The following is a 17,202-nucleotide window of genomic DNA, read 5'->3' on the forward strand; positions in this document are numbered from 1 at the left end:
CTACAGGGCTAAAGTAGTGATGTGATAACAACGAAACAATTAAATATGGTGTGAACGTAACTTAAAAAGAAAGGGACATTACGTTAACCATATCAAAACCAATAGGATAGGAAAAGAGGAATTTTGGAAAAAAAATCTGGCGAAATATTACAAGATAATGTCCGGTATCTGCTGGAAGAGTATTACGATGGAAATGTGTCTGAAATGCAGCGGGAGACGGGCGTAAATCGGTCTGTGATTTCAGAGATAAAAAATGGAGGGAAGACAGAAGTAAACAGCTCCACGCTAATACGGTTTGCACAATCAGGGATAAATCTTAATTGGCTACTAACGGCAGAGGGCGCACCATTTACCGTTAATGAAATGGCCGATATTAGCGAAGAGCTGAAAGAAAAGCAGTTGCTTGATAACCGCATGAAAGAGATTAAGAAGCTTGTAAGTGATATCGAAGATCAGCTATCTGAGCAACCGCACCTGCGGCTTGATCCGGATGTTCAGAGCGCACTTCTTGAACTACTGAAGAAAGCTGTTCGATAAGAGTAAGCACTTTCTTTTTACTGTTGATCTGTTTTGTATTTGGGCCCCGTAATGTTGGTTCACTGGTATTGAGCATAGGTCACTCCTACTTGACTTATTTTTTAGTTACAAAAATAAATATATACAAGAGTATTTTAGTCGTGATTTGTTACACTTATGGCAAAAATATTTTTTCTATGACTTTGCGCTCAAAATATTTTCGGCGTGTTCCAAACCGGTGAAATGGTACAAAGTTTTTGTCTTCAGGAGGCAGGTTGCTTCTATTGAGAATGCTGCGATGATGTAATCCAATTAGAGATTCAACTTCTTTAGCTGTCATGAACTTTGATTTATCAGGTTTTGCATTCAGCATATTAAGGATGGTATCTAACTTGGCATCAAGAATGGCTATAGTTGCCATGATATTTTCTTTGGGGTCTGGAGGATTCATAGATGATATCTTTGGGGTTGCAAAAATTTTATGGCACTAAAGAAAAGGCAATCCCTTATTAAAAACACTTCCAAGAAAAAACAGATTTTGAAAATAAACAGGGGATTTTGGTACTGAAAATCAAAATCTGTAATTGTTCTTGAAAAACCAGGCTCTAATTGACAGAAGGATAGGTTTTTTTATACAGATTTCAACCTGTTTTAAGAAAACTATCTGTTTTTCAGAGTGGATTTGATCCGGTGTTTGAGAATGGACTTGTAAGCTTTTGGATTAACGAGATAGGTAGGCGAATTTAGAACTTCGTATTTCCCGGCTGCTTCTTTTACAAGCTCGTCAACTGGTTTTTGAGCTTTCACTTTATTGATATGCCCGTTGGAGCTGTCAATAAGTAAATCATTGATTAGTTCATCTAAATCATTGACTAAAACCTTAAAGGTATACTTGCCGTGCAAGCCTATGCGGATCTCTAAGAATGAAATAGCATCATCGAGGCAACCGAATTGCCCAATGGTTCGAAGCTTACCTTCCAAACGGTTCATGGTATCTTTTGAGCAATTATAGATGCGGGCCATTCTACATCTCCAGGGAGCATGGTCCAGATTAAGAACACCTTCTCCATACTCATTAAAAAGATTCTCCAGGATCCCTGAGAAGTGGGCATTGTTAATTTTAGCACCACTGAAATCTAAATCCAGGAACTTCTTTCTGTTTATTTTTTGCTCAGAGAATTCAATAACACCCCGGCCAAGATTTATTAAATGTTGCTGGTACAGTTTTTTAACAGCTGAAATAAACTCCGGGCGAAAGGTCTCGGCTGTTCTACCGGCGAAATTTTTAAGGCAGAGCTGAAGTTGCCTGCGATATTGATTGGTCTCTTTCAGGTATGCTATGGCTGTGATACTAGTAGCTTGATATCGTTTAATATCTGATTCAAAATTTAAATCATTGGAGAGTTTGGAAAACCGATCAGCTGTAAGCTTAAGTAACAAATCTCTCTTTGATAAGGAGTCAAATCTTGTAACCGGTATCTTATGCTTCATTCAGATAATTCATTTTACCATTTCGGTTTGCAGAACGCATTAGATCTTTCGCCACCAAGTGAACATAGCGATTGGTAACTTCAAGACTTTTATGGCCAAGCATATTTTTTACTTCTATGACATTAAAACCAATGCGCAATAAATAAGTTGCACAAGAGTGGCGGAGCCCGTGGAAGTTAATAGTGTCCTTTAGCTCGGCTTCCTCAGTGGCATAGAATTTAAAACGTTTGGAGACATTATCTCCCGTCATTGCAATTTCTCGATCAGGCGTTGATTTTGGACTCGGGAAAACTAATCCTTTTTTAGGATTGCCCATAAGTTTTTTCCAGGCAATTAAACGCCAATATAAAGTTTCAAAGATTGGTATAGTTCGTTCAGAACCGTTTTTAGTATCAGTAACTCTAATAAATCCCTCTTTAAGGTTGATATGCTCCCAGCGCAACTGGATGATTTCTTTACGTCTCATACCAGTATAAAAAGCCAGTGTGATTAGCGGCTTAAACCAAAGCTGCATCTGATCTGAGGATTGGATAGCACGAGCTTTTTTGTGTTTTAACTGATACTCTCGAAATTTTTTAAAAATTAAATCAAGGTCATCCTCTTCAATAATCTTATCAACAAGATTATCTCGAACCTTAGGCAAGGCAATTTTATCGCATGGATTGGTTTCTATGTATTCTTCTGCGACCAGCCAGTTGAAGAATACTTTCAAGTGTTTTAGGTAATTCTTTTTTGAAGCATTGGCTAAGTCATCTCGCAGGCAAAAAGCACGAATATCATCAGCATCAATTCTTGTGACGGGCATTGTATAGCCTACTCCTTCCATAAATTGACGTATGATGTACTTATAAGTTTTCTTGGTTTTAGCAGTTACGTTTGTCTTTTCTCTTAAAAATTTCTTTTGAAGTTCATTTAAGATGGGACTTACAACAGAAGTGCCTTTCAACTCCTGCATTTTTTCATACTCCTGAAGATTCCAATCATCAGCAAATGGATTTATCTCACCAGCTTCATATAATTTTTCGTATTGATGTTTTTTTTGCTCGGCTATCTTTTTGTACTTGGTACCAAGTGCATAAGCTTTTTGAATGAGTTCGCCATCAACCCGCGTGGCAAAAACGATAGAGTAGTAGTTATTTCGTTTTCTTAGACTGGCCATAATTTTTCATATGAGTAGTTAAGGTTGGAGAGTAATGTAACATCATATGTTACATCAGTCCAGTAAAATATGTATGAATTATGAAAATATTTCATGCAGAAGGGGTAGGAAGATGGGCTAAATACAAACAAAAAACCCCGTCTATAATTAAATAAACGGGGTTTATGTACTGTTTTAGAGGTGTACGCCCGGAAGGATTCGAACCCTCAGCCTTCTGATCCGAAGTCAGACGCTCTATCCAGTTGAGCTACGGGCGCATTGGTGGAATATCATCGGCTTGATCATTTTCAAGCGACCCTAAATATCCCGCTTCATTGGGTAAATAACAACCGGCTATTAACTATTAATTCCAGTTTAGTAGAAAGGCTTATCAGGTAGTAGCGGGTTCCGGTGCACCACCCGGTTGATCTTTCAGATTTTCCACCTCTTCTACTTGATCAAGTTTTAAGTAGGTTAGTAGCTCTTCCTGCATTTCGTCAGCAATTCTGTCGGGATGGGTAATCTTTGTATAGAAGATCGTGAAGTAGATTACCTTGATTGAGGTAACGGTACGTTCCAACAGATTTTTGAATAACTTGCCAATAAAGAGGGCAACTATAAGTGGCACTAATGAGAGGGTAAATGAAAAATCTGGCACTTCATACGATGGCAAGTGCCCTGCGGCAAAGTACATAAGCAGCCCTGCTACAATTGTGAGTCCAGTATAAATCGGCCTCGTAATCCGCTTCACGACATCACCGAGAAAATCAATTCCAAACACACCAAGCAGGGTTTCAGGCACCTGGTCTTTCAGTTTCTTCATTTTCTTAATCCCCGGTGAAATATCCACATTGTCAACAGCCACCGACGGCAACAGGTAATGATTGATCAGATCCCAGACCTCTTCAATCCCTTCTATAAACATATTTATAAGCTTATTTACCAAACCGCCTTCGTTGGATTTGGCATTTTTTGCCAGACCCATACCGATATCCATCCAGGCCAGTTTGCGGGTCTGCGATTTTACCTTTTTGCTCGCTGTTTTGGCGCCTTTGTACGATGGATCATTCCCGATAATTGTTTCATAGACCGTCCAGCTCATCCGAACTTCCTGGCGGTTGTGATAAAAGTGTTTGTAAAGAAACAGCAAAATTGACAGAGCCGATAACCAACCTATTGTCACTACCGAAAAATTATACTCATACCCCAACCATGCAGTAAAAAAGGCTGTGACCATAACAAAGTTATAAATAGCCATCCGTATCCATGGTGCTACGATATCTTTATCACGCCCGATTATGGTAAAAGTATTTTTTATCAGATTTAAGATTGCCTTAGATCGGTTTTTAAATGATAGGCTATCGAAAGATTGTTTGGCTTTTTTAAAATCAAAACTCATAAGTACCCCTTTTTAAGTTTAATATTACCCTCTGATAAGTCTTTTTTCTTTATATCATTTCAAATAAATAAGATTGCGATCATGAAAGCAAAAAGTGTTTTACAGATCAGCTGTGGCCCAAAAGAGCTATTGGAAAGTTGCAGCAAAAGAAGCATACTAATAGATTAAGATCTCTATTAGATAACATATAATTATAATTTTCCGCTATCTATGAAGAAACTATTCCTACTTAGTCTACTGCTGGTCTTTAGTATAATACTTGCCGTTCCGCTGGCGATGCAGGCCCAGGCTGATATTGAAAAAGGAGAAGACCTAAATTATACGACCGAAACAGTGGTGACGGATATTTCTCTTCCTTGGGGTATGGCGTGGCTGCCCGACGGCGATATGTTGGTTACCCACCGCGAAGGACAGCTGTATTTGGTTAGTAATGATGAGATAGTAAATGAAAATATAGAAGGGGTTCCTGAAGTCTGGGCGCGTGGACAGGGTGGGTTTTTAGATGTTACACTGCATCCTGATTATGAGCAAAACGGATGGATCTATTTTACCTATTCCGATCCTGAGGGAGGTTCTGGCGCCAATACAACGCTTATGCGTGCCAGGCTGAATGATGACCGCACCAGCCTGATCGATCAGGAGAAATTGTATAAGGCTGAACCTAATACCGGGCGCGGACAGCATTTTGGCAGCCGTATTGAGTTTGATGATGAAGGTCATGTTTATTTTGGAATTGGGGATCGCGGAAATCGCGATGAGAATCCCCAGGATATAACACACGACGGCGGAAAAATATACAGGCTGCACGATGACGGGGCCATTCCCGAGGACAATCCTTTTGTGGGAGAGGCGGGCGCCAAGGAAGCGATTTTTGCCTACGGCATTCGCAATCCGCAGGGTATGGATATGCATCCCGAAACAGGACAGCTCTGGGAGCATGAACACGGGCCGCGCGGCGGCGACGAAGTGAATATTATCGAGGCTGGCAACAACTACGGCTGGCCGGTAATCAGTTTTGGTATCAATTATAGTGGAACCGAGTTTGCTGAAGATACCGCCAAAGCTGGTATGGAGCAGCCTGTGTGGTATTGGGATCCGTCGATTGCTCCGTCGGGAATGACCTTTGTGACCAGCGAACGATATCCGGAATGGCAGGGGGATGTATTGGTGGGATCTCTGAAGTTTGGTTATATCGTCCGTTGTGATGTGGAAGATAATACCATTGTCAGCGACGAGATTCTTTTTGAGAATATCGGCCGTACCCGGGATGTAAAACAGGGGCCTGACGGCTATATATATGTGGCTACTGAAGGGAATGGTATTCAGCGAATTGTTCCTAAAAAGGGTACTGAATGATGAAGAGTTAAAATATCTTTCTTATTTAGATGCTTGCAAACTGCTAAGCTATTACCAATAGAATGGTGCAAGCTCTGCTTGTACCATTCTGTATTACTTTTCGTCTATAATATACTATAATCTACAGTAGGAGTATGGTGCAGGAGTCTACAGTGATGGGATTGAAAACTATAAAATCATACTGGTTGGCTATTATTATAATTTGTTTGGGATGCACCTCTGAATTTTCAAAGCCCGACTATAGCAGCTGGGAAGTTCGGGGTGGCACTGAATCTTCAATTCGATTTTCTTCACTGGATCAGATCGATACCTCAAATGTAGATAAACTCGAAAAAGCATGGACCTATCATACGGGCGATGCGGACACAGCCAAGAGTTCCCAGATTCAGGCCAATGCCATAATTATCGATCAAACGCTCTATGCCACCTCTCCTAGTTTGAAAGTTTTTGCCCTTGATGCAGCAACGGGCCAGGAGCGGTGGGTATTCAACCCCTTTCCGGATTCGGCGGATATCGTTCATTGGCTAAACGTAAATCGCGGGGTCACATATTGGGAAAATGGAGAAGATCGGCGGATATTGTTTACGGCAGGTCCCACCCTTTATGCCCTTGATGCCAAAGATGGATCCCCAATAAAAAGTTTTGGGGATAAAGGGCAAGCAAGCCTGAAGCAGGGATTGGGCGAACGTTCGGAGGATCTGCATGTATCAGCTACATCGCCTGGGATTATTTATAACAATCTTATTATCATTGGTTCGCGGGTGTCGGAAGGGGCGGATGCGGCACCGGGAGATATTAGAGCCTTTGATGTTCGGAGCGGAGAGCTGCTGTGGACATTTCACACTATACCACGTCCCGGTGAATTCGGTTATGATAGCTGGGATGATCTAGATGCCTGGAAACGCACTGGCGGAGCGAACAGCTGGGCCGGAATGGCGCTCGATGAGAAGCGGGAAATTGTTTATGTGCCGACAGGATCAGCAGCGCCGGATTTTTATGGAGGCAACCGAAAAGGAAAGAATCTGTTTGCCAATACACTGTTGGCGCTGGATGCTTCCACGGGTGAAAGAATCTGGCATTATCAGACGGTGCACCACGACTTGTGGGATCGCGATCTGCCGTCGCCGCCCAGTTTAGTAACGGTCAGTCACGATGGACGGCAGGTGGATGCAGTGGCACAGACCACCAAAACCGGGTTTGTCTTTTTATTTGATCGCGAAACAGGTGATCCTTTATTCCCAATTGAGGAAAAATCCGTACCCGCAAAATCCAATCTGGAGGGAGAACAGCCATGGCCCACGCAGCCGATGCCGGTGAAACCGGAGCCTTTTATCAGGCAGAAAATGGATAGCTTGGATATCAATCCTTATGCATCTAGAGAAGTGCAAGTGGAGCTTAAAAAGCAGCTTGGCAGTTTAAACAGCGATCATATGTTTGAGCCTCCTTCACTGCGTGGCACGCTGATGTTTCCCGGCTTTGATGGCGGATCAGAGTGGGGCGGTAATGCTTATGACCCGGAGACCGGAATATTATATGTCAATAGTAACGAAGTACCATGGATCATGACAATGGTGCCGACGGGTTTTAAAAATTCAGCAGTTTCAAATGATCAACAGTCCACTCCTTTTACAGTTGGGAGGCAAGCCTATCTGGCAAACTGTATGGCTTGCCATGGTCCGGATCGAAAAGGTAGTGGAAATAATCCGTCGCTGATTAATGTAGATGAGCAATATAGTCCGAACGAGATGCTGGAACTTGTAAACAGCGGGCGCCGTATGATGCCCAGTTTTAATCACCTTCCAGAGTCAGACAAAAAGGCGATCGTCAATTATTTATTAGAAGAGCAGCATTATGATATCCCAGAAGAAAATAACAGAGAAGTAACAGGTGACGATAGTTCTGTACCTTACGCTATGACCGGTTATCAGAAATTTCAAACTCCCGACGGATATCCGGCTAATAGCCCACCCTGGGGTACATTGAATGCGATTAATCTCAATACTGGGGAATATGAATGGCGTACTTCACTGGGAGAATATCCACATCTGAACAAAAAAGGTATTCCACCGACTGGGACAGAAAACTACGGAGGACCCGTGGTTACGGCTGGCGGACTTGTTTTTATTGCAGCCACATTGGATGAAAAAATCAGGGCTTTTCACAAACGAACAGGTGAACTGTTATGGGAAGAGGATCTCCCGGCAGCAGGTTTTGCTACACCCAGCATATATGAAGTAGAGGGAAAACAATATGTGGTGATTGCCTGCGGTGGTGGTAAACTTGGGGCCAAATCCGGCGATGAATATGTAGCTTTTGCTCTTCCCGATTAAGATAAATGTGACTGTGCCACATCAATTGCTGGATTAAAATATCTTCATGCAACTTTTTTCTGCGGTATCCTATTTTAATAATTAAATCGCAATAAATAACTGGGGATATGAAAAACATTGGAAGTCTGTTTTTAAGTTTTGCTTTGATATTATTACTCGGATGTGGTTCCGGAGAAGATGGCGATTTTGTCGATCGGATGGCTGAAGAGCATGAGGGAGAAGAACCGGTTGAAAATGCTTCTACAGATATGGATCAATCTGTAGAAGTATCGGGACAGAAAGTTACGTATGCTACCATAGATGGTGAGGATGTTACCGGATATTTGGCGAAGCCGGAGAATGCTGAAGACGGCGATATGCCGGGCATTATTGTGATCCACGAGTGGTGGGGATTGAATACCAATATTCAAAAGATGGCAGATAAGTTGGCTGGTGAAGGTTATACAGCACTGGCTGTTGATTTGTATAAGGGAAAAGTTGCTGAATCATCTAATGTTGCGGGTAATTTAGCCGGATCAGTTGATGATGATGAAGCTCTGGATAATCTTTCACAGGCTTATGACTATCTTACTGAAGAGCAAGGAGCCGGAAATATAGGAGTCATCGGCTGGTGTTTTGGCGGAGCCTGGTCATTGCAGACAGCCCTTGCTCATCCTGGTGAAATTGACGCCACGGTTATTTACTACGGACGGTTAGAAACCGATACCGATGAGCTCAAAAAGCTGGAGATGCCGATCCTCGGAATTTTTGGAGAGGACGACGAAAGTATTCCGCCGGAGGATGTCGAAGAGTTTGAGTCGGCGCTGAATGAGGTTGGTGTGTCAAACTCTATACATATCTATGAGGATGCCGGACATGCTTTTGCTAATCCATCGGGTGACCGGTATGTCGAAGAAGCAGCGGAAGATGCTTGGGAAAAAACGATCGCCTTTTTTAACGAGCACCTGAAGTAGGAGGAAATCAACCTCTAAAGATTTGTCATCCCCAGGATCGTAGAGACGAGGGATCTCAACCGTTGACAGGGCTTTTGCAGTATTGCAAGCTTTGATTATTTGATATATTTGAAATCCCGAATCCACCAAACTGGCGGATTCGGGATGATTCTGTATAGTTAAATATTAACTGACATCCATCGATAAGATTTCACCGAGTGATTTCCGACTGCGGGAACCCTCCTCTTGCTCCTGAAGATCTTTTTCCAGCAGGTCGGGTTTTCCTTTGTAACCGATGGCAAACATTGTTTTAGGTTCGTAATCTCCTCCGATATCATAAAGCATTCTTGCTTTGTCAGGCAGAATTCCCGCCATTTGATGCACATACAGATCGTGCCGCGTAGCTTCAAAAGTAAGGTGTGCTATAGCCTGACCCAGATCGTGGTCGGCATGAGGATTGGACCGTCCATCAATATCAAATGTCTGTTTGGCAAGACCGAGGCCTAATACCGGCGCCTCTTTGGCCCAGCCACGGTTAAACTCGTTAAGGACTTGCGCCAATTTTTCAAATGCTTCCTCTTCTTCTTGCCGGGCAACAATAAAGTGCCAGGGCTGCTCATTATAAGATGACGGAGCCCAGCGTGCCGCCTCAAAAATTTGTTTCAGGAGGGCTGGATCAACTGATTTGTCAGAGAAAGCGCGTGGACTCCAGCGCTTCTGCAAAAGATCATGTATGGGGTAGTTAGTGTCTGCTTCTTTGATCGTTCGTTCTTCTGTATCTGTATGGGTCATATAACCTAATTAAGTTATTTATTTCTTATTTAGTTTAATGTTGAACTAAATAAATGGATTGGATTAGACAATCGTTCCAAGGGGGATATTTGCGCTAGTGGAAAATTATTAGTTACATACATTTTCATTTCAATAAATAATCGATTATGAACTCAAGAGTTCCAGACGTTTTACTGATAATTCTGTTTGGCTTATTAATATCGTGTTCCGAACAAGATACTGCTCAACAAACGATCACAGAGAAAGATATTGGTTTTGATCAACTGGAGACATTTTTGGAGTTCGAGTCCGATAGTATCGCGAGTCCGGCTGATATCGCGATTTTAAACGCAGATACTGTTGCAATATTTGATAATAAGCTAACATCGGTTTTGCTGTATGATACCAATGGCAGTTTCGTGAACCGCATTGGCAAAGAAGGAAAAGGACCCGGAGAGTTTGCACGTCCCGGTAAGTTGCAGATAAACAGTGATCGAATTTATGTTTTTGATTTTGCCGATTTTGGTATCAGTGAGTTTGATAGTAAAGGCAACTTTGTTGAACAGCATTCTTTTGAAGGAGAAAGTATAGGATTTGCTCAAACCTCGATTATAGATTCCGAACGTTATCTTATACCGGCCAATGGTGTGGAAGGCTCTCTTTTACAACTATCCCATTCGGCAGACAGTAGTTTTTATTTTGGTGAAGCTGAAGCCGAAAAGATGGAGACGATAGATCTTGAGAAGGCTAAAAAGCAGATCGGGAATGAAGAAGTCCCAGATATGTTTAAGAATTTGGTTCTGACCGATTTTGACGATGTGAGCTACTATGCCTTTCTGCAATCCTACGGAAAGCTTCAGCGATATAATCGAAGCGGCGAATTGCTGTGGGAGGCAACAATAGATCTGCCGATCAAGGATAAAATATTTGAGCAAGCCATCCAGCGAAACGAGGATATGCAGGGCAATGCCATCTATCCCCTTACATATGCCTCTGCAATGCAGGTAACGTCGGATGCTCTTTATGTAATGATGAATGTTCCGGAGGATGAGAAAGAAATGCTGATCCATTTTGATAAGGACGGCAGTATGGAAACGATTTATCGTATCGACAGCGATGAAAGCAGCTTTAACAATTTTGTTTTGGATCCTTCGGGCAACACATTATATATGACGGATCTGTCAATGGGGAATGTTTACCGGACTTCATTAGAAGATGTATAGTCCAACTTAACGTTTTCCAGCTTATTTTGATTTATGGCCAGATAAACGATATCCTTCCAAGCATTGTTAAACGTGTGAAGAAATTTATAACTAAGATTACTATTTAATATGAAGCTAGTTGATCCAGACGGGAATGAAGTAACAAGTAAAGAAAATGCAGATGCGAAGGAGTTAGAACAGCAGATGTCAAAGAAGATTGAATCTCTGCTTGAGCCGGTAATGAACAAGATCAAACTGTCCGGCGCGCAGGTTCCGCAACAGCAACTGATGCAGCTTAGTTCTGCAGCTCAACAGATGTTGTTCAATCGCATGGTTTATAACCTGTTGCAAAAAGTTGGCATTGATGATCTGGATGAAGTGCTGTCAGAAGATGACATCGAAGAGCTTTCCACCTCACTGAAAAACCAGGTGAAAATGGTCGACAGTGATGATATGCAAGCTCAGATGCAGCAACAGATGCAACAGCAGCAAAATAATCCGGAATCGTAGTTTTTGCATTGCGGCTTTATAGCCGCCAATGGAATTGAAAGGCAGCGTTCTGTTTATAGACAGACGCTGCTTTCTTTATTTAGAAGAACTTCGTCGGACGACTGCGTTGTCGTCCGGCGAATAGGAATGACCCAACTCGTAGACCACTTTCTCGTGCCAAACCTCTGCATCGGTATATTTGGAGGGATTTCTCTCGTTCCGTACCTCTGGTGCGGAGCGATCTGATATCCGCTTTCAGTCCTTAACCTAGCCTTAAAGACTGGGCTAAATACCTGATATCGAGATAATTTTGCTTAAACCATCGCTTTATCTGTTGGGATATCGTGCAGGAGATTTCCGCTCTCTTCCGGCCTATCGGAATGAAAGGATATGTTGTTCGAGGGTACAAACCTCTCACAACTAAGTCAGTCGTCCAGCGTTGATTTTTATCGTGCCGTCTCGGCTCTTCCTACCATTGTCATCCCGAATCCGCCAACTGGCGGATGAGGGATCTCAAACGTGAAATGTTTTAACTTTAGTTTTGACTAAAGTTGACTGCTTTGAATAAAATTTGAGATCCCTCGCACATTCACTAGGGATGACTTGTGATTAATTGTTTTAGCACACCATCGCTCAGCTGCCAGTGACAACAAAACGTGTTTCTACTTCATACCTATTGTGTCATTTGACGAGAGATCCCGAAACCTGTCGGGATAACGAAGAAGGATCTCAAACGTTGAAACCATCAATAACAAATCATTTACACCTGTACAGATCTGTGGCAGAACAACAAGTTGCTATAGCTTAAAATTATTCTTCGGGAGCAGAGCTCCCTCGGAACTAAGCAAGCTGGGAGCGGCACAAACAGATGCTTCCCATTAGTATCTAGATCAGTTTACATTCGTTCAATTCTGTGGGCAATAAATAATCTAAAGATTTCTTTTGTACCTCAGTGGTAAACACTAAAGAAGCAGCATAGCATCGCCGAAAGAATAAAAGCGATACTCCTCGTCAATAGCGTGCTGATAAATTTCTTGCATCTCCTCGTATCCCGTAAAAGCTGCCACAAGCATTAGCAGTGTACTTTTGGGGAGATGAAAATTGGTAATCAGCGCATCGGTAGCTCTGAAATTAAATCCCGGTCGGATAAAAATATCAGTTTCGGTTCTTGTGGAAACAAACTTGTCGTGTCGCCGAAGACAAGTTTCCAGCACCCGAACACTTGTAGTGCCTACCGCAGTGATATGATTAGCCTCATTAAGTTGTTTCGCCACATCATCTTCTATCTCAAACCACTCCGAATGCATCGTGTGATCATCGATACGATCAGATTTGACTGGAGCAAAAGTCCCCAGCCCCACGTGGAGCGTAACCTCGGCCTGATCAATATTTGAGTTATCAATTTTATCGAGAAGCTCATCAGTAAAATGAAGTCCCGCCGTAGGTGCAGCCTTACTTCCAAGATCTTTGGCATATACCGTTTGGTATTCATCAGAAAGTGATTCGTTCTGCTCGATATAGGGAGGAAAAGGCGTGTACTTGTATTGATTATAAATCGATTGTGCAAGCGACGGGCTCATTTCGAGCGTACGAATACCTTCCTCATCAATGTCGATGACTTTGGCAGAAATTTCGTCGGATAGCTGAACAGCACGTCCTTTCTTAAATTTTTTGCCCGGACGTACCAGGGCTCGGACTGTGGTATCATTTAAAGCTTCCAGAATGAATACCTCTTTAGTACCCTCGTCGAACAGCAGTCGACATTTTTCTACTTTACTGTTATTTATCACCATCGAGGTGTCAGAGGGGAGGTAATCCAACAAGTTATAAAAGTAATCATCGGTGATCTTGCCACTTTTGCGATCATAAACCAACAGACGTGCATGGTCGCGCGGCTGGACCGGCTCCTGGGCAATCAGTTCGTCGGGCAGATCATAATCGAAATCGGATAGGGTAAAGCTCATATTTATGACTGAAATTGGTATCGTGAAAGTAATTCGGTTTTACGATGGAAGGTATAAAAAATACGCCTGTATTTTATCCTAAACCGCTGAATTTAGATCTTTAAATTAATTATCTTATTCCTTTACTTTTGTTCTGCCGTTAATTAATAAATAGGTATAAGGCAGCAATGTTTTGCGGAGATGATTTGTTGTAACTCATCAATGACTATTGGCAATCCCTTCAATTTATTCACAAAGAAAAGTAACACCGAGTTCAATGGAGTTGGATAATTTATTTTCCAAAGCAAATGGACGCCAATTCCGAGAAATGATGGATACGCTACCTGCAGCTATTTACACTACCGACGCTGAAGGTTTTCTCACATACTACAATTCCGCAGCTGTGGAGTTTTCTGGCCGTGAACCTCAGCTTGGTTCCGATCAATGGTGTGTAACATGGAAGCTTTATTATCCTGACGGTACACCTATGCCACATGATGAATGTCCTATGGCGAAATCGCTGCAGGAAGGACGAAGTATTAATGGTGCCAAAGCTATTGCAGAGCGTCCTGATGGTGAGCGTATGTGGATTGAAGCTTACCCTACTCCAATACGTGATGATAAAGGTGATATCAGGGGTGGTATTAATATGCTGGTGGATATAACAGAGCGCAAGCAGGCCGAGAAGCAATCTTCTCAAAACGAGCAGAAATTTACTGATCTCTTTGACAACGCTACGGTCGGTATACACTTGGTGGGACCGGATGGGATAATCCAGCGGGCGAATCAGGCCGAACTTGATTTAGTCGGATATTCCCGCGAGGAGTATATAGGAAGCCATATAGCTGATCACCATGTGGACCAGGATAAGATTGAGGATATTTTAGAGAAATTGTCATCAGGTGAGGAGTTAGATAATTACGAGTCCAGGCTCCGCTGCAAGGATGGTACAATTAAACATGTTATTATCAGTTCCAACGTGTACTGGGAGGACGGAGAATTTATCCACACTCGTTGCTTTACTCGTGATATTACCAAACGGAAGCGAACCGAGAAGTTACATAAAGAGCGAAATAAATTATTAGAGTTAATAGCTTCGGGTGCTCCCTTAGAGAAATGCTTTTCTTCTCTGAGCAATACCATTTCTCGTCTGAGTCCGGGCGTTAGAGTATCTGTCATGTTTGCTGATGAACAGGGGCAGTTATTTAATCGGCCCATCACTCCCGATTTTCCGCCTTCATATGCCGAGGAACTTGAGAGCGCTCCTATAAGTGATTCTGCAATCGGTACCTGTGGAGAGGCCGTATATAAAAATCAAAAGGTTATATGTAAGAATATCGCAAAGGATAACAAATGGTCAGACCAATGGCGTAATTTATGTTTATCACACGATATAAAAGCTTGTTTTTCACAGCCGATATACAATAAAGATGAACAAGCAGTAGGTTCATTTATGCTCTGTTTTGATGAAACAAGAGAGCCTGACGAATGGGAACATCGTATAGCTGAGTTTGGAGCTCATATTGCGAGTATTGCTTTTGAACGTGATTGTTCGCAACAAGCGCTGCGCGAGAGCAAAGATCGTCTTGTTTCCTGGGGAGACGATTTGGAACGATTGCACGATTTGAGCACGCGTCTGCTGATGAAAGAGGATGTTGAAAAAGCGCTGCATGAAGTGATGATGGCCTCTGCCGAATTATTACACGCAGATAAATGCAGCGCACAGATTTACGACAAACAAGACGAAATACTGAAGTTGGTCAGCAGTTTCGGCTTCGACGAAAACTTCGACCAACAGTTTCAGACAGTCGATACAGATAGTATCACTACCTGTGCCGCAGCCTTGAGGAAGCGGGGACAGGTGCTTGTTAAGGATCTTTCGAAGGAACCTGATTATGCCGAATTTTACCAAACAGTTAAAGATTACAACGCCCGCGCCGCATTCTCTACTCCGCTCTATGGAAATGATGATCAGCTTTTGGGCATGTTCACCATGTATTGGGATAATCCGCACCATCCCAACGAGAAGGAGCTGCAGCTTCTCGATCTGTATACACAACAGGCAGCCCGGCAAATTGAACGAAAGCGGTCGGCAGAGGCTCTGCGTGAGAGCGAAGAACGTTTTCGGGCATTAGTGACGGCAAGTTCTGATATAGTATATCGTATGAGCCCCGACTGGTCCGAAATGCGCCATCTAGACGGCCGGGATTTTTTTGCCGACACGAAGGAACCAAGCAGTACATGGCTTGATAGATATATTCCTCCGGATGATCAGGAGCGAGTTAGGGAAGCTATTAATGAAGCCATTGAAACCAAGAGTATGTTTGAGCTGGAGTATCGCGTTAGGCAGAGTGACGGATCGATAGGGTGGACCCATTCCCGGGCGATTCCCATTCTTGATGATGACAATGAAATTGTCGAATGGTTCGGGGCGGCAAAAGATGTGACAGATCGCAAACGTGCTGAAGAGAAACTCAGGGAAATTAATGAAACACTCGAAGAGCGAGTGGAGGAGCGCACGGAATCTTTACTTTCCTATCAGGACCAGTTACGCTCATTGGCATCACAGTTGAGTAAGGCTGAAGAAGAGGAGCGTCAACGGTTGGCTACCGAACTTCATGACAATTTAGGACAGATTCTTGTGATGGGAAAGATGAAGATCGATGCCTTACAAAAAGAACAGCCATCCGAAGAAGTATCCTCTGAATTGGATAATTTAAAAGGATTGATTGAGGATTCTCTTTCTTATACTCGCAATCTGATGTCGAATCTGAAGCCTCCTCCTGCTCTCGATAAAGAAGATGTGAGAGCCACTATAGAATGGCTGGTTAAAAAGATGGAGGATCAGCATGATCTTGAGATAATTCTTGATGATGATGAACAGCCGAAGAGAACCAGTGAAGAAATTCGCACGACATTACTGCAATGTACAAGAGAATTACTTTTTAATGTGCTTAAACATGCTGCTGTGAAGAAGGCTCGCATAGAGATGTCTCGGATGGATGATCAAGTACAAATTGTGGTAGAGGATAAGGGACAGGGTTTTGATCCTGAAACTTCAACGGCAACTCAAAAAGGTAGATTTGGACTTTTTAATATCCGTGAGCGGATAGATCTGCTTGGAGGCAGCACAGAAATTTATTCTGAGCCGGGAGAAGGAACAAAAGTGAAGCTTACTGCTCCAGTGAAGGAGATCAAACAGTCTGAATTAAAGGAAGAGTCTCTTGAGGATGAAATTAAAAACTCTCCCCAAGAAGATATTGAGGTCATAAAGGTCATGCTTGCTGATGATCACGAGATGATGCGCAAGGGACTCAAAGAAATCGTCGATGAAGAAGATGATTTGAGAGTGGTAGCAGAGGCCTCTGATGGTGAGGAAGCTGTTAAGTTAGCTCGAAAGTTCTCACCTGATGTTATCATTATGGATGTTAATATGCCCAATATGGATGGTATTGAAGCAACGAATGAGATATTATCCACAATGCCTGATGCAAAGGTAATAGGATTATCTCTTCATGATGATAAAGGAGTGGGAGATAGCATTCGAAGAGCTGGTGCATCGGCATACCTTTCAAAGAATGAAGCATTTAAAACCTTATGTGCCACCATACGAAGCGAAGCCAACTGACCAATCT

13 protein-coding genes and 1 tRNA gene are annotated in these 17,202 nt (G+C 42.6%); 7 read left to right on the plus strand and 7 right to left on the minus strand.

Features of this window, described 5'->3' with window-relative positions:
• Positions 1-123 precede the first annotated feature (123 nt).
• On the plus strand, positions 124-537 hold the full coding sequence (locus tag ACT3ID_RS01405) for a hypothetical protein (protein WP_491540186.1): 414 nt from the start codon (positions 124-126) through the stop codon (positions 535-537).
• A gap of 154 nt (positions 538-691) precedes the next feature.
• Here the strand turns inward: ACT3ID_RS01405 and ACT3ID_RS01410 are convergent, their stop codons facing one another.
• The 5 genes from ACT3ID_RS01410 to ACT3ID_RS01430 all read right to left on the minus strand — a co-directional run bounded on the left by ACT3ID_RS01410 (position 692) and on the right by ACT3ID_RS01430 (position 4,544).
• Positions 692-967, minus strand: a complete 276-nt coding sequence (locus tag ACT3ID_RS01410) for a hypothetical protein (RefSeq protein WP_491540187.1) — start codon at positions 965-967, stop codon at positions 692-694.
• 209 nt (positions 968-1,176) lie between these two features.
• The gene (locus tag ACT3ID_RS01415) at positions 1,177-2,007 is read right to left on the minus strand and encodes a hypothetical protein (protein ID WP_491540188.1); all 831 of its coding nucleotides are present in this window, start codon (positions 2,005-2,007) and stop codon (positions 1,177-1,179) included.
• A complete protein-coding gene (locus tag ACT3ID_RS01420; protein WP_491540189.1) occupies positions 1,997-3,166 on the minus strand; it encodes a tyrosine-type recombinase/integrase in 1,170 nt (389 codons plus the stop codon). Before ACT3ID_RS01420 ends, ACT3ID_RS01415 begins: the two co-directional genes overlap by 11 nt.
• 183 nt (positions 3,167-3,349) lie before the next feature.
• Positions 3,350-3,423 (minus strand) — tRNA-Arg (locus tag ACT3ID_RS01425).
• Positions 3,424-3,536: 113 nt separating this feature from the next.
• A complete protein-coding gene (locus ACT3ID_RS01430; RefSeq protein WP_491540190.1) occupies positions 3,537-4,544 on the minus strand; it encodes a hypothetical protein in 1,008 nt (335 codons plus the stop codon).
• 210 nt (positions 4,545-4,754) lie between these two features.
• Here ACT3ID_RS01430 and ACT3ID_RS01435 point away from each other — a divergent pair, with 210 nt between their 5' ends.
• From ACT3ID_RS01435 to ACT3ID_RS01445, 3 genes are all read left to right on the plus strand, one after another.
• On the plus strand, positions 4,755-5,900 hold the full coding sequence (locus tag ACT3ID_RS01435) for a PQQ-dependent sugar dehydrogenase (RefSeq protein WP_491540191.1): 1,146 nt from the start codon (positions 4,755-4,757) through the stop codon (positions 5,898-5,900).
• 134 nt (positions 5,901-6,034) lie between these two features.
• On the plus strand, positions 6,035-8,230 hold the full coding sequence (locus ACT3ID_RS01440; protein WP_491540192.1) for an outer membrane protein assembly factor BamB family protein: 2,196 nt from the start codon (positions 6,035-6,037) through the stop codon (positions 8,228-8,230).
• 107 nt (positions 8,231-8,337) lie between these two features.
• Positions 8,338-9,183 (plus strand): dienelactone hydrolase family protein, encoded by an 846-nt coding sequence (locus tag ACT3ID_RS01445; protein ID WP_491540193.1) that lies wholly within the window; start codon positions 8,338-8,340, stop codon positions 9,181-9,183.
• A 165-nt stretch (positions 9,184-9,348) separates the two neighbouring features.
• On the opposite strand, the gene ACT3ID_RS01450 is transcribed toward ACT3ID_RS01445, so the two are convergent.
• The gene (locus ACT3ID_RS01450) at positions 9,349-9,954 is read right to left on the minus strand and encodes a nitroreductase family protein (protein WP_491540194.1); all 606 of its coding nucleotides are present in this window, start codon (positions 9,952-9,954) and stop codon (positions 9,349-9,351) included.
• A 146-nt stretch (positions 9,955-10,100) separates the two neighbouring features.
• Between ACT3ID_RS01450 and ACT3ID_RS01455 the strand changes: the two genes are divergently transcribed.
• Both ACT3ID_RS01455 and ACT3ID_RS01460 read left to right on the plus strand, forming a co-directional pair.
• Positions 10,101-11,156, plus strand: coding sequence for a 6-bladed beta-propeller (locus ACT3ID_RS01455; protein WP_491540195.1), 1,056 nt, complete (start codon positions 10,101-10,103; stop codon positions 11,154-11,156).
• 108 nt (positions 11,157-11,264) lie between these two features.
• On the plus strand, positions 11,265-11,645 hold the full coding sequence (locus ACT3ID_RS01460; protein ID WP_491540196.1) for a hypothetical protein: 381 nt from the start codon (positions 11,265-11,267) through the stop codon (positions 11,643-11,645).
• 941 nt (positions 11,646-12,586) lie between these two features.
• On the opposite strand, the gene queA is transcribed toward ACT3ID_RS01460, so the two are convergent.
• Positions 12,587-13,588, minus strand: a complete 1,002-nt coding sequence (gene queA / locus ACT3ID_RS01465) for a tRNA preQ1(34) S-adenosylmethionine ribosyltransferase-isomerase QueA (protein ID WP_491540197.1) — start codon at positions 13,586-13,588, stop codon at positions 12,587-12,589.
• A 256-nt stretch (positions 13,589-13,844) separates the two neighbouring features.
• On the opposite strand from queA, the gene ACT3ID_RS01470 reads away from it, so the two are divergent.
• Positions 13,845-17,195 carry a PAS domain S-box protein gene (locus ACT3ID_RS01470; protein ID WP_491540198.1) on the plus strand — a complete coding sequence of 1,117 codons (3,351 nt, stop codon included), beginning with the start codon at positions 13,845-13,847 and terminating at the stop codon, positions 17,193-17,195.
• Positions 17,196-17,202 lie beyond the last annotated feature (7 nt).

This window comes from Fodinibius sp. GM108, from assembly GCF_058386985.1.